The following is a 13,850-nucleotide window of genomic DNA, read 5'->3' as shown; positions in this document are numbered from 1 at the left end:
CGCCAAAGACGTTTCTTGGTGCCACCATGTTTGCGGGCATTCCACTCACCTTCGCCCTCTGCTTTGATCCCGGTCGCGTCAATCAGCAGGTGGAGCGACCCCGTTCCGCCACGACAAGGGATGGAGACTTCCAACGTCTTCTGTCGCCGACACATAGTGCTGAAGTCCGGCACTCTCCAGTCGAGGCCCGCCAGCCGCAAGAGGCTCTCGACAAACCCCGTGGTCTGTCGGAGGGGCATCCCAAAAAGCACCTTCATCGTGAGGCAAACTTGAATTGCGGCGTCGCTGAACTCGGGCTGACGGCCTGGCTTGCCAGTTGCCGGTGGATGCCATGCCATCTCAGGATCAAACCAGATCGACAGTGACCCGCGCTGCTTCAACGCCGTGTTGTACGAAGGCCAGTTCCTGGTCTTGTACTTCGTCGGGGACCAACTGCTCATACGCCCCGGCTACCACGCTAATTTCAAACAGTGAATCCCTCAAAGCATTTGTGCAACAAAGCCCTATCTATGCAACAAAGTCGCATTTCTTTAATTGAGCGTATTTGGAGGATCAAACCATGTCCCGAGCTTTAATGCAGAACATGATTTTGGCTTCATGTATATATACTGGAGTCAACTACAGGCAACAGAGCTAAACTGTAACGACCTGCAACACCTGATCACGCGTCAGGTCATCTCGTGTGCCTTTGACCAGGATTTCTCCACGTCGCAACACGACAAATCTGTCAGCAAGATCATAGGCAAAGTCGAAATACTGCTCGACTAAGACAATTGCCATTCCGCTCGTCTTTCTGAGGTGCCGGATCACTTCGCCAATCTGTTGGATTATGTTCGGCTGAATACCTTCGGTCGGCTCATCCAGCAGCAGCAGGCGCGGTCTTGTGATCAGTGCACGTGCGATGGCCAACTGTTGCTGCTGCCCGCCGGAAAGGTCGCCCCCGCGCCGGTTCTGCATTTTTTTGAGGACCGGGAACATATCAAATATATCATCCGGGACGAAATGTTCGCTAGCAGGCAGACAGGAGAAGCCTGTTTCCAGATTTTCTCGAACCGTGAGCAATGGAAATATTTCGCGACCTTGGGGGACATATGCTACACCTTTCCAGGCCATCTGATGAGCAGGCAAAACACCCATTTGCTTTCCGTCAAGCTCCAGTTCGCCACCGGAACGGGGATGCGCCCCTGAGATTGCCTTCATCAGACTGGTTTTTCCAACACCGTTGGTCCCCATGACGCACGTTACTTCACCTTGTACGGCTTCCATGGAAATCCCGTTAAGGATTTGCGAGTGCCCATAGTGCAAAGTCAGATCGCTCAGCTTCAACATTTTCTAGCGCCCCAGATAGACGTCGATGACGTCCTGATTTGATGTCACGTGATCAAGACTGCCCTCAGCTAATACGGATCCTTCATGCAAAACCGTGACTTTGCAGTTCAGGCGCCTGACAAATTCCATGTCATGTTCAACAACCACAACCGCGCGGGTCTTTGCAGCTTGAATTAGCAAGTCTGTGGTATGTTCGCGCTCTTGCGGGGTCATGCCTGCGGCGGGTTCGTCAACAAGTAGCAGACGTGGGTCCTGCGCAAGCAGCATGCCAATTTCCAACCATTGCTTTTGCCCGTGACTCAGTTCACCCGACTTCCGGCTCAGTTCCTGACATAGCCCAATTTCGGTGGCCAGGTCCTCGACCTTCTGCAAATCACTTTTGGACGGACGGTAAAGCAGCACACCAACCCAGCCACGATTTTTCTTTAGCGCCATTAGTAGATTATCGCGCACGGACTGATCCTCGAAAACCGTAGGCTTCTGAAACTTCCGCCCGATTCCCGCCTGCGCGATTTTTGCCTCGGTCATATCCAACAAAGATACGGACTTTTCACCCCATATGACCCGCCCCTCATCTGGTCGGGTCTTGCCGGTGATGATGTCCATAAACGTAGTCTTGCCGGCACCATTCGGGCCAATCACGGAACGTAGCTCTGCGTCACCAATCTGGAAGGACAAGTTGTTGATTGCGCGGAACCCGTCGAAGGCAACCGATACGCCACTTACTTCTAACAGGGCGCTCATAAGCTAGCCTCTTTCTCACGCAATGCGCCTTCATCGGGTCCCAGATTGGCACCATGCCGATCGGGATGACGCTGGTTGGTAAACAAGTCGAACAAACCTCCGATACCTTGCGGAGCAAACAGCGTAACCAGCACAAAAGACACGCCCAGCAGCACTTGCCACCAGTCGACCCATTTGATCGTATAAAAACCAAGCGGGATATCCGGGGCCTGCCCGCCGGTGAACCAGGTGCTCAGCAGGCTGACAAAAGCCGCACCGATGACCGCACCATACAGGCGGCCCCGGCCGCCGATAGCGACCCAGACGGCCAGATATATTGAGGCGATGGGGGCCATCTCCTCGGGGTTCATAATGCCAGCCTGCGGATAATACAGCGCACCCGCGATTGCGGCGATGCAAGCCGTCAGGGTGAAGACAGCCAACTTGTAGGCTTCGACCGAATAGCCGAGGAACCGAACCCGCGCCTCGTTGTCCCGAATGCCGCGCAGGACCGAGCCGAACTTGCCCGACACGATCCATGCCGCCAGCATGTAACCCAGTCCCAACGCAAAAGCCGAAGCCCATAGGAACCAGAGCGAAACAACGTCTTGAGAGACAGTGACACCGGGCAGGTTCTGCAAGCCGGACAAGCCATTGTTGCCGCGCAAACCGCTGTCGTTCTGAAACAGATACAAAGCCAGAGCCAGCGTCATTGCTTGCGTCAGGATCGACAGATAGACGCCGGTCACTCGACTGCGAAAGGCCAGCCAGCCAAAGATCAGTGCCAGCAGGCCAGGCACCACAACGACCAGTATCAACTGCAGCGTCAAGCTGTGCGAAAACGCCCAGATAAGCGGGAATTCGGATGATCCGACTACGCCGAAAATCTGAGTGCCGATGGCGTCCACAACTTCGGCAGGCGTTGGCGGGACGTCGGCTTGTGACAATGACTCGACCACGATCAGCCGAGTGCGTTCGTACATCAGCCACATGCCGATCATATAGCCACCGAGCCCGAAGAATGCGAAATGGCCTAGTGATAGAATGCCGGTGAAACCCCAAACCAGATCCATCGCGACAGAGATCAAACACAGGCACAGGGTCTTGCCCAGCGTTTTGACGAAACTGGTTGAGATCACACCGATCCCGAACCCTTCGGACAGGACAGTTACACCCAGCGTGAACAGCGACAGGATGGCCAGAAAGACCAGCACAGATGGGTTCTTGACGACAAAACTACGTTCCATGGCTCAATCCCCCGCCGCGCGACCTTTGAGGGCAATAATGCCTCGTGGTCGGAATTGGATGAAAATGATGATGAAGATGATCATGTAGGTTTGCGCCGCGAGCGTGTTTGAAGGGTTCATCCACTCGATCCCTTTCTGCAGGAACCCGATCATCCCCGCGCCTGCCAGCGCGCCCCAGATGTTGCCGACACCACCGACAACTACGGTCATGAAACTTTGCACGATATAGTCGTTGCCCAGATCCGATGTGACTTTGGCAAAAAGGCCAATGGCCACACCCGCGATCCCAGCAATGCCGGAGCCGAGACCGAATGTCAGCATATTCACCCGCCCCGGGTTGATACCCATTGATCCGGCCATGCGAGGGTTCTGCGTGACCGCACGCATCTCAAGCCCCAGCCTTGTCCGTTTCATGATGTAAAGGAACAGCCCCAGAAAGATCAGCGCCAGTACGAAGATTGCAATGCGGATATTGCTGATCGAAACCACATCGTTCATCACCCAGGCACCGTCCAGCCAACCCGGAGCAGTCAGAGGGCGGGCCTGTGTACCAAAGATGTTCTTTGCCAGTTGCTGCAGGGCAATCGAGATACCAAAGGTCGCCAGCAGTGTTTCCAACGGGCGGGCATAAAGCCAACGGATCACCAGGCGCTCCATGGCGACGCCCATGGCAAACGTGACGGCGAAGGCCATTGGGATGGCGACGATGATCGATACCGTATGGTCGGGGACGAACTGCTGAACGACATAGCCCGTATAGGCGCCCATCATGATGAATTCGCCATGGGCCATGTTGATTACACCCATCACTCCGAAAGTGATGGCCAAACCAATTGCAGCTAGGAAATAAATCGAGGCCAGAGAGACCGCGTCCAACGTCAGGTCGAGCGTTTGGTTTAGGCCAACTTTCAGTTCGATCTTATTTAGCGCTTTTTCGGCAGCGGCGGTTACTTCGATGGACGGCTCGGCATAAGTCTCAAAGAACACATGTGCACCCAGCGCCGTGTCGATATCGGCCTCAGTTACGAACGCAGGCACGATTCCGGCTTCGGCCAGAGTGCTGTAGGCTTGCGCGCGCGCAGTAGTCTCGTTCAGTTGCGCGACCGGGATACCCCCTACGCGACCACCGTCGATGTTCGCAGCCAAAGCCAGGCGGATGTCGTCAGGCAACACAGGGGGCGCAGCCAAGTCACTCGCGACCAACAGGTGGTATGCGTCATCCCGCGACAAGGCCTCTGAACCGGGGTCCAGAATAATGGCGACGTTAACATCCGATGGCAGGTCCGCAGCGGTCTTTCGTGAGGTCACGACTAACGGGTTCAGCGCCGCGCGGACGTCGACACCCAGATCGTTCGACATTTCTTCAATTGCAGCCACGCGGGCCGCAACATCTTCGTCATATCCAATAGTCAGCAGCCGTTCGAGCCGTTGCTTCTGGGCCTTCAAATCCACATCTGGTTCATCCTCGATCGAGGCACGAAGAGGTTCGAGCAGTGCGCCTTCGGGATCACGTTGAATGGATTTTAGTGCGGCTAGGCGCTTCTTTCGATCCGGGTCGGTCAACTGAAACTGCACCAGAGCTGTCCCGATCATAGCGCGGACACCGCTGTTGGGTTTCAATTGCTTCAGGTCGGATTTCTCAAACGTGCCGACCACTTCGCCCGTGTCGAAATCGGTCAGTTCGTACAACCGCCCTTCGGCCTTTGTTCCGGCAAAGAACAGACCGTCAGACTTGCGCATCCACATGTCTTTGGCGGCCCATGTCTCAAGCATCACCTGCGCTTGCGGCAGCCCACTGGCGGCAAGCGCATCAATCGCCGGTTTGATCGTCTTGCGCGAACTTTTGACAATGATCTCCTGATGATCCTGCAAGATCGGCTGCAGGCCACCCTCTTGCGCGTTGGCGTTCAGGCAGGCGCAGAGAATTGCCAGGCCCGCAAGGAATAGTCTTAACATGTGGTGAAACCCGCGTGTCTTTGGGCAAGGCGGGCGATCACACCCGCCTTGCGTACGATTTAGTAGTTCGACAAAGTCTGAACGCAGCTCTCGGTCTCGGTGTTGTACATACCGCAGCCGAGATCTTTCCAATCCGATTTCAGCACTGCCGATTCAGGCAGGAAGTCGGTCCATGCATCGCCCGGCACAACGTCGGTTTCGCTGATGATGTCGAACTGGCCGTCTTCCTGAATCTCACCAATCAGAACCGGCTTAGCCAGATGGTGGTTCGGCAACATCACAGCAGTACCACCGGTCAGGTTCGGGAATTCCTGCCCGTACATGGCGGCGCGCACAGCGTCTACTTCGGTCGAGCCGGCTTCGGTCGCGGCATTCACCCACATATTGAAGCCGATGTAATGCGCCTCCATAGGATCGTTGGTCACCCGTTCGTCACCCATGGTGGCTTTCCAGGTTTCGACAAACTCGGCATTCACATTAGTATCCGCCGACTGGAAATAGTTCCAAGCCGCCAAATGGCCGACGAGGTTGGTGGTATCGAGACCGGACAGTTCTTCCTCTCCAACCGAAAAGGCCACGACAGGAATGTCATCTGCCGAAACACCAGCTGCGGCCAATTCTTTATAGAAACCAATGTTGGCGTCTCCGTTGATGGTCGAGATCACACCAACCTTTTTACCATCTTCGCCCAGTGCAACGACGTCAGATACGATCTTGGACCAGTCAGAATGGCCAAAGGGGGTGTAGTTGACGAAGAGATCCGCGTCCGCAATACCCTTTTGATTAAGGTAGCTTTCCAAAATATTGTTGGTGGTCCTGGGGTAGACATAATCCGTGCCGAGCAGAGCGAATTTCTCAACCCCCAATTCCTCCAGGAAATAATCGGTCGCAGGGATAGCCTGCTGGTTCGGAGCCGCACCGGTGTAAAAGACATTTTTAGAGCTTTCTTCGCCCTCATACTGAACCGGATAGAACAGCAGACCGTTCAGCTCTTCGATCACCGGCAGAACTGATTTGCGGCTGACCGAAGTCCAATTGCCAAAGATCACATCCACCTCGTGGACGGTCAGCAGCTCGCGCGCTTTTTCCGCGAACAGCGGCCAATCCGATGCGGGATCCACAACAACAGCCTCAAGCTGCTTGCCCAAAAGACCACCTTTAACGTTTTGCTGGTTGATCAGCATCAGCATGGTGTCTTTCAGAGTAGTCTCCGAGATTGCCATCGTGCCCGACAGCGAATGCAGCACTCCGACCTTGATCGTGTCTTCGGCCGACAACGCAGCGGTGGCTATGGCAGCAAATGCAACCGATCCGGCGAGCGTGGATTTGAGCGATTTCATGTAGTCCTCCTGGCGGGGCCGGGAGAGAGGGCTTGCGCAAAGGCACACTCTTCTTCTACCTGATCCCCGCAACTGTTGTTGCGTTCCGTGTGGCGGTTGTGTTCGAGGTCCAATTCGCGCAGCCGTCACACCCCCCCGGGTCATTTCCGCGGTGGCACCCATACGGTTTCTGCATTGCAGCAAGGTTGGCAACTTACCTTTAGCCCAATTTGGGAAATTGGCGAGATTCGCATATTTTTTCATCTAAGTCAGAGGTTACTGTCTAGAATTTAGACACACGATTCGGAAATAAGCAGATTCCGACACTGCAGATTAGTGTTCCGACACTTCAACAGAGAAACAGGTGGCACCAAACGACGCGCTAAAGGTGCCCTATTACACAAGTTGCAGCCATATTGCCCACGCACAGCGCGGTACCGCCACGTGCTGCAGGCACCGTCAGCTTAAGCACCAAGCAATTGGGCAACAGGACTGTGCTGGACAGTTTTCGCCAGTCTGGGTCCTTTAAATGCCTGTTCCCCAGAACGATCACGCCTGATCTTGATGCGGTTCTTCTGAACACGGCGGGCGGCGTGACCGGAGGCGATTCATTCCGGTTTTCTTGCAAGGCAGCAAAGAGCACGGCGCTGACCCTGACGACACAAGCCTGCGAGCGCGCCTACAAAGCCCAGCCCAAAGAACGAGGCCAGATTGCAAATCATTTGACGGTTGAAGCTGGTGCCAGGCTGAACTGGTTGCCGCAAGAGACCATTCTGTACAACGGCAGCGCTTTGGACCGACGCATCGGGATCGACTTGGCGCTCGATGCTGAAATGCTGATGGTAGAGCCGCTGGTCTTTGGGCGCGCTGCCATGGGCGAGACACTGACGGAAATTCGCTTGCGCGATCGGATCGAGATTCGGCGCGAAGACACGCCAGTGTTTCTCGATGCGATTAGATTCTCTGGTGATTGGCATACGCATTTATCCAAGCCGCATATTGCAAACGGCGCAGGGGCGATGGCGCTAATCGTCTTAGCGTCGAGTTCCGCCGAAGGTCATCTGAAACCTGTCCGGGAAATGCTACCGGACATCGCCGGGGCAACCCTGATCCGGAAAGACCTATTGGTCATTCGCATTCTGGCCAGCAACAGCTTTGCTCTGCGCCGAACGCTGATACCAGTTCTGCGCCGACTGAACAAAGACACACTGCCCCGATGCTGGATGCTCTGACATGAACCTGACCCCTCGTGAAAAGGACAAATTGCTGGTCGCCATGGCCGCCGAGGTCGCTCGCAAACGGCTGTCCCGTGGCATCAAGCTGAATCACCCCGAGGCCATTGCGTTGATAACCGACGCCGTTGTCGAAGGCGCGCGCGACGGCCGTTCGGTCGCCGACATGATGCAAGCCGGGGCTGAAGTGATCTCCCGAGACCAATGCATGGAAGGCGTGCCCGAAATGATCCACGAGGTGCAGGTCGAAGCCACTTTCCCGGATGGCACAAAGCTTGTGACTGTCCACAACCCCATTCGCTAATTTCCAAAGGAGTCACCCATGAACCGTATGCTGTTTCCCGCTCTCATTCTTGCTGGCCCGGCAATGGCCCATTCAGATAACCAAGTTCACGCCCATGGCAGTGATTACGCCGCGCTCGCAGCTGGGTTGGCTTTGATCGCGGTCATCACCATTACCGTAATTTTGAAGCTTCCTAAATGACCCCGGGTGAGATCATTCCTGCTGAGGGATCACTGACGCTGAACGCGGGACGCAGCAGCCGTCTTGTTGTTGTCGCCAATACCGGCGATCGACCAATACAGGTCGGCAGCCATTACCATTTTTCCGAAGCAAACGCAGCCCTGGACTTCGATCGCTACGCAGCTTTGGGGATGCGGCTCGACATCCCGGCGGGCACGGCTGTTCGATTTGAACCGGGCCAAACACGCGAAGTTATCTTGGTGCCGTTTGAGGGGCGCCGGCACATCTACGGATTCAATATGCACATCATGGGGGCTTTGAAAGATGCCGGGCAAGATCAGTCGGAGTGACTATGCCTCCATGTTCGGCCCCACGGTCGGCGACAAAGTACGATTGGCAGATACCGATCTGATCATCGAAGTAGAAAAAGATCTGATCGTGGAGCGCGCAACGACTGCGCGGTTCAGCGAAACCGGGCACCGCGAAGACGTCTACGGAGAAGAGGTTAAGTTCGGCGGAGGCAAAGTCATTCGCGATGGGATGGGGCAGTCACAGGCCACGCGCGCCGAGGGGGCCGTGGACACGGTGATCACCAATGCTCTGATCGTGGATCACTCGGGTATCTACAAGGCGGATGTCGGCCTAAAGGACGGGCGCATCGCCAAGATCGGCAAAGCCGGAAATCCGGATACGCAGCCCGGTGTAGACATCATCATCGGCCCCGGCACAGAGGTCATCGCTGGCGAGGGTCGCATCCTGACGGCTGGCGGATTCGACAGCCATATTCACTTCATCTGCCCTCAACAGATAGAGGACGCGCTGCATTCTGGCCTGACGACCATGCTTGGTGGTGGCACCGGCCCGGCACATGGCACTCTGGCGACCACATGCACCCCGGGTCCATGGCATATCGGCCGGATGTTGCAGGCGGCGGATGCTTTTCCCATGAATCTTGCTTTTGCGGGCAAGGGAAATGCTTCGCTTCCCGCTGCTCTGGAGGAACAGGTCAGAGCCGGGGCTTGTGCGCTGAAACTGCATGAGGACTGGGGCACGACTCCTGCGGCCATCGACTGCTGCCTTGCGGTCGCTGATGCGATGGACGTTCAGGTGATGATCCACACCGACACGCTCAACGAATCCGGGTTTGTTGAAAATACAGTTGCTGCGATAAAGGGCCGTACTATCCACGCTTTCCATACCGAAGGCGCGGGCGGCGGCCATGCCCCCGACATCATCAAGATCTGCGGTGAGGACCATGTCCTACCCTCCTCTACCAACCCGACGCGACCCTTTACGGTGAACACGGTCGAGGAACATCTCGACATGCTGATGGTCTGCCATCACCTAGACAAATCCATCCCCGAGGACGTGGCCTTTGCTGAAAGCCGCATCCGGCGTGAGACCATTGCGGCTGAAGACATCCTGCACGACATGGGCGCCTTCAGCATCATCGCGTCCGACAGTCAGGCTATGGGCCGCGTGGGCGAGGTGTTGATCCGTACGTGGCAAACCGCTGACAAGATGAAGAAACAGCGAGGCCGCCTGCCGGAGGAAACCGGTGACAACGACAACCTGCGCGTTCGCCGTTACATCGCCAAGTACACGATTAACCCTGCCGTTGCCCATGGCCTCAGTCACGAGATTGGCAGTATCGAGGAAGGAAAACGCGCCGACCTAGTCCTATGGGACCCAGCCTTTTTTGGAGTGAAGCCTGAGATGGTTTTGCTGGGCGGCACCATCGTTTGTGCACAGATGGGTGATCCGAATGCTTCGATTCCCACCCCGCAGCCGGTTTATAGTCGGCCAATGTTCGGTGCCTATGGTCGATCCGTTGAAAACTCGGCAATCACCTTTGTGTCGCAAGCCGCACAGGCCGACGGGATTGGTTATACACTTGGATTGGCAAAGCAGACCGTCGCTGTCCAAAACACACGAGAGATTGGCAAACAGGATCTTCTGCTCAACAACGCGACACCTCATATCGAAGTTGATCCAGAAACCTACGAAGTCCGGGCAGATGGCGAATTGCTGACCTGCCAACCCTCCGATGTGCTGCCAATGGCACAGCGATACTTTATGTTCTGACTAAAAATTATGCTGCATTGCACCGCGCGCAAGGCAGTAATGACCAAACACCCACTTCAATGTGAGGCCGATATGACAGATATTAATACCCAAGGGAGGACCAACGTTTACGAGGGTCCAAATGGCACACTCAGCAACACAATCTCACGCACGCTTTTCGCTGCCCGGTCTGATCGCGTCCATCGGAGCATCAATCTACGGGGCTCTGATCAGTGTGGCCGAAGCTCAATCGCGCGTACGGCAAGTCGAATTCCTGCAATCGCTCAGCGACGAAGAGTTAAAAAAACGCGGCCTATCACGCGAACGGATCGTGCACCGGGTGTTTACGGATTCAATCTGGCTCTGACCATTTCTGCTCCAGAGGAGGCGACGGTATGACCGCCCTGCTCTGCACCGCACGCCGTTACTCGGATCATATGCACGGCGACTCCGCAGATTGCCTGTCGCTGACTTATGATGATCGGTTTTTGCGTCGCAAGGTTCTGACCTGTGAAAGTGGCGAACAAATTCTCGTCGATCTGTCGCAAACGACCTCGTTGAACCACGGTGGCACGTTGGTTCTGGACGACGGTCGCGAAGTGGAAATACAGGCTGCACCCGAAGCACTGCTAGAGGTTTCCGCTCCGGACCTGACACGCATCGCGTGGCATATTGGCAATCGCCACACGCCCTGCCAGATCGAAAAGGATCGTCTGCTGATCCAGGTCGATCATGTGATCCGAGATATGCTTTTGAAAATCGGAGCCACAGTGCGCGAAGTGCACTTACCGTTCAACCCCGAAGGCGGAGCCTATGGCCATGGCAGGACACATGGCCACGCCCACTGACGCCGATATCCTGACGCTGATCCAGTGGTTGTCTCCGGCATACCCTGTGGGGGGCTTTGCTTATTCTCATGGGTTGGAAGCTGCAATTGACGAAGGAGCGGTCGCCAGTTCCCAAGACGCCGAAGCCTGGATTTCAGATGCGCTGGAACACGGATCTGGATGGAATGATGCTCTGTTCGTTGTGTCCGCGTACAACGCGCAGGACAAAGATGAACTTTTCAACATCGATGCCAAGGCACGGGCTATCTGCGCTTCATCCGAAAGGAAAATGGAAACCGAACTGCTGGGACAGGCATTCGGGACTGTCACAGGAGATGTCTGGGATTTAGACCTCCTACAGCTTTCCTACCCAGTTTCAGTAGGCCACGCCGCGCGTCCGCAAAACCTCCCCCTACTACTGACGACGAAGATGTATCTACAAGCATTCGCAAGCAACTTGGTCGCTTGCGCAACGCGCCTTGTACCTTTGGGGCAAACCGACGCTCAGAAACTTATCCGTAATTTGACACCGCTATGTGCTCATATCGCCGAAAAGGCGCAATTGGCAGGTTTAGAAGAATTGAGTTCGACTGCGTTCCTGACGGACATCGCGTCGATGAGACACGAAATACAGTATTCAAGGATATTCCGAACATGAGCACTATGAACGGCCCTCTTCGCGTTGGCATCGGCGGTCCGGTTGGAGCCGGAAAGACCACTTTGACCGCTGCCTTGTCTGAAGCCCTGCGCGAAGCTTGTTCAGTGGGCGTCATCACCAATGACATTTATACGCAGGAGGATGCCGAAGCGCTGGTGCGCATGCAGGTCCTTCCCCAAGATAGGATTATCGGCGTCGAAACGGGCGGTTGCCCACATACAGCAATCCGCGAGGATGCATCGATAAACCTTGCAGCTGTCGCTGAAATGCGGGAACGCCATCCCGATCTTGATATCGTTCTGATCGAAAGCGGCGGCGACAATCTGTCGGCTACTTTCAGCCCGGAACTCGCAGACCTTACAATCTATGTGATCGACGTCGCCGCTGGAGAGGAAATCCCGCGAAAAGGCGGACCGGCAATAACAAAATCCGACATCCTGATCATAAACAAAACCGATCTGGCGCCGCATGTTGGCGCTTCACTGGAGGTCATGAATAGAGATGCAGCCAGAATGCGCAAAGGACGGCCTTTTTTGTTCACGTCCCTTCGTCACAAAAAAGGGGTCGGCGCAATTGTTGACCTCCTGGTGAAGCGGGGAGGGTTATAAATTTCAGAACGGAATTGGCTCCCAGAACGATGATGCCAATTTGTCGGCACCTTTACCCGATTGGAGAGGTCGAAAGAACAATCTTTCATTTTCACGTTTGTCTAGATGTTATGTTTTGTCTTCACTTATCGGCTGTCCGTATACGAAGCGCACTAGCCAAGCTAGACAACTATCCGAAACCGGCGTTGTTGCGTAACTCATGCTCGAGGCGTAACGGCCCCTTTCCCCGCTGACGTCATGCCACACGAATGATTTCAGCGGTGCCGAGAGCATTGAACCGGCTTATGAGTGCTACGCGGATGCGGATTTCGGCGGTTTGTCGGTCGGCGTCTCTTGCAGCGATGCGCTCGCCGAATGCCTTGAGGCAGCGCATCTTCGCCTCGATCCGGCTCTGAGCGTAATAGCCTGTCCAACGCTTCCATAATGCTGGACCGTTATGTCGGGTAGCGCGCAGTGTTTCGTTTCTGATCCCGGCAACCGAGCAGTCTTCCTGCCAAGGTCGAGCGTTCTTGCGGATCGGAATGATCGGGGCGGCGTTACGCCCGATGATAGCGGTGTAGCAGCGCCGGGTGTCGTAGGCGCCGTCCGCAGTCACCGTGCCGATCTCGTCATCCTTCGGGATCTGGTCGAGCAACACTGGCAGGACCGGACTGTCACCATCTCGGTTTGGGGTGAATTCGACGGCGCGGATGTCGGAGGTAGCCGTGTCCATGGCCAGATGTACCTTGCGCCATTGGCGGCAACCCCGAACGCCATGCTTGCGGGCTTGCCATTCGCCATCGCCGAGAAACTTGATCCCGGTGCTGTCCGCTGCCCGACAGGGCATTGCGCAGCAATGTCCCGAGAGGGGACAAGAAGGTTGAGCGGGCCGTCGGCACGGCGATACGGGATCTGAACGGCTAAGGTCTTCTGCCGACGACTAAGGGTGCGTTATTGGGAACCGGCCAGTCCAGCCCGGCCATGCGCAAGAGGCTGGCGACCATCCCCGCTGTCTGTCTCAGTGGCAGCTTGAAAAGCACCTTGATCGACAGGCAGAATTGGATCGCCGCATTCGAAAAGACTGGCGGGCGACCAGGCCGACCCTCATGCGCCGCAATCCAGGTCATATCCTTGTCCAACCAGACAAGAAGGGACCCGCGCCTCTTAAGCGCAGCGTTGTAGTCAGACCAGTTCGTGACGCGGTAACGGGCGGATGATGGATTGCTCATCCAAGCCGTTTAACCATGAGGCCTAACGCTGTGAATCCCTCGCACAAAGAGTTCTGCAACAACGCCTCCCGGCCCCGAACTTGTTCTCCAGACAGTCTACCACACCCAGGCCATCATACGCACCATCCGCCAGAAACCGGCTCACATCTTCATCCACGTCGGTGAGCAAATCTGGAAGCGCCGTGTCATCGCCCACATGTTCAGTGGTCAGCTTCG

15 protein-coding genes and 2 pseudogenes are annotated in these 13,850 nt (G+C 55.8%); 9 read left to right on the top strand and 8 right to left on the bottom strand.

Features of this window, described 5'->3' with window-relative positions; translation table 11 throughout:
• The 6 genes from AB1E33_RS29350 to urtA form a co-directional block, all read right to left on the bottom strand.
• On the bottom strand, nt 1–440 hold a 440-nt coding region (locus tag AB1E33_RS29350; RefSeq protein WP_372580767.1), incomplete at its 3' end, for an IS5 family transposase.
• 193 nt (nt 441–633) lie between these two features.
• Complete coding sequence (gene urtE / locus AB1E33_RS29345; RefSeq protein ID WP_372580766.1) at nt 634–1,329, bottom strand: urea ABC transporter ATP-binding subunit UrtE; 696 nt, start codon at nt 1,327–1,329, stop codon at nt 634–636.
• 3 nt (nt 1,330–1,332) lie between these two features.
• Nucleotides 1,333–2,073: an urea ABC transporter ATP-binding protein UrtD gene (urtD, locus tag AB1E33_RS29340; RefSeq protein ID WP_372580765.1), complete on the bottom strand. Its 741-nt coding sequence runs from the start codon at nt 2,071–2,073 to the stop codon at nt 1,333–1,335.
• Nucleotides 2,070–3,299 carry an urea ABC transporter permease subunit UrtC gene (urtC, locus tag AB1E33_RS29335; RefSeq protein WP_372580764.1) on the bottom strand — a complete coding sequence of 410 codons (1,230 nt, stop codon included), beginning with the start codon at nt 3,297–3,299 and terminating at the stop codon, nt 2,070–2,072. The genes urtD and urtC overlap by 4 nt, the downstream gene beginning before the upstream one ends.
• Nucleotides 3,300–3,302: 3 nt before the next feature.
• Nucleotides 3,303–5,255: an urea ABC transporter permease subunit UrtB gene (gene urtB / locus AB1E33_RS29330; RefSeq protein ID WP_372580763.1), complete on the bottom strand. Its 1,953-nt coding sequence runs from the start codon at nt 5,253–5,255 to the stop codon at nt 3,303–3,305.
• A 59-nt stretch (nt 5,256–5,314) separates the two neighbouring features.
• Nucleotides 5,315–6,595 carry an urea ABC transporter substrate-binding protein gene (gene urtA, locus AB1E33_RS29325; RefSeq protein WP_372580768.1) on the bottom strand — a complete coding sequence of 427 codons (1,281 nt, stop codon included), beginning with the start codon at nt 6,593–6,595 and terminating at the stop codon, nt 5,315–5,317.
• A 395-nt stretch (nt 6,596–6,990) separates the two neighbouring features.
• Between urtA and AB1E33_RS29320 the strand changes: the two genes are divergently transcribed.
• The 9 genes from AB1E33_RS29320 (at nt 6,991) to ureG (ending at nt 12,426) form a co-directional block, all read left to right on the top strand.
• Nucleotides 6,991–7,806 carry an urease accessory protein UreD gene (locus AB1E33_RS29320; RefSeq protein WP_372580762.1) on the top strand — a complete coding sequence of 272 codons (816 nt, stop codon included), beginning with the start codon at nt 6,991–6,993 and terminating at the stop codon, nt 7,804–7,806.
• Between the two features lies 1 nt (nt 7,807).
• Nucleotides 7,808–8,110, top strand: a complete 303-nt coding sequence (locus AB1E33_RS29315; protein ID WP_372580761.1) for an urease subunit gamma — start codon at nt 7,808–7,810, stop codon at nt 8,108–8,110.
• An 18-nt stretch (nt 8,111–8,128) separates the two neighbouring features.
• Nucleotides 8,129–8,290 (top strand): hypothetical protein, encoded by a 162-nt coding sequence (locus AB1E33_RS29310; protein ID WP_372580760.1) that lies wholly within the window; start codon nt 8,129–8,131, stop codon nt 8,288–8,290.
• Nucleotides 8,287–8,619: an urease subunit beta gene (locus AB1E33_RS29305; protein ID WP_372580759.1), complete on the top strand. Its 333-nt coding sequence runs from the start codon at nt 8,287–8,289 to the stop codon at nt 8,617–8,619. Before AB1E33_RS29310 ends, AB1E33_RS29305 begins: the two co-directional genes overlap by 4 nt.
• Complete coding sequence (gene ureC / locus AB1E33_RS29300; RefSeq protein ID WP_372580758.1) at nt 8,594–10,354, top strand: urease subunit alpha; 1,761 nt, start codon at nt 8,594–8,596, stop codon at nt 10,352–10,354. The genes AB1E33_RS29305 and ureC overlap by 26 nt, the downstream gene beginning before the upstream one ends.
• Before the next feature lie 121 nt (nt 10,355–10,475).
• On the top strand, nt 10,476–10,700 hold the full coding sequence (locus AB1E33_RS29295) for a hypothetical protein (RefSeq protein ID WP_372580757.1): 225 nt from the start codon (nt 10,476–10,478) through the stop codon (nt 10,698–10,700).
• A 28-nt stretch (nt 10,701–10,728) separates the two neighbouring features.
• Nucleotides 10,729–11,181 carry an urease accessory protein UreE gene (locus AB1E33_RS29290; RefSeq protein ID WP_372580756.1) on the top strand — a complete coding sequence of 151 codons (453 nt, stop codon included), beginning with the start codon at nt 10,729–10,731 and terminating at the stop codon, nt 11,179–11,181.
• Complete coding sequence (locus tag AB1E33_RS29285; protein WP_372580755.1) at nt 11,153–11,818, top strand: urease accessory protein UreF; 666 nt, start codon at nt 11,153–11,155, stop codon at nt 11,816–11,818. Before AB1E33_RS29290 ends, AB1E33_RS29285 begins: the two co-directional genes overlap by 29 nt.
• Entirely contained in the window at nt 11,815–12,426 is a 612-nt protein-coding gene (gene ureG, locus AB1E33_RS29280; RefSeq protein ID WP_372580754.1) for an urease accessory protein UreG, read from the top strand. The genes AB1E33_RS29285 and ureG overlap by 4 nt, the downstream gene beginning before the upstream one ends.
• A 235-nt stretch (nt 12,427–12,661) precedes the next feature.
• Here ureG and AB1E33_RS29275 read toward each other — a convergent pair.
• Nucleotides 12,662–13,634 (bottom strand): annotated as a pseudogene (locus AB1E33_RS29275) (IS5 family transposase).
• A gap of 22 nt (nt 13,635–13,656) precedes the next feature.
• A pseudogene (locus AB1E33_RS29270) lies at nt 13,657–13,850 on the bottom strand (hypothetical protein); the annotation flags it as partial.

It is taken from the genome of Ruegeria hyattellae (assembly GCF_041537925.1).
In the GTDB taxonomy this organism is placed as follows: Bacteria; Pseudomonadota; Alphaproteobacteria; order Rhodobacterales; family Rhodobacteraceae; genus Ruegeria_C.
Note: the sequence above shows the minus strand (reverse complement) of the source record. Positions and strands in the feature narration are given on the sequence as shown.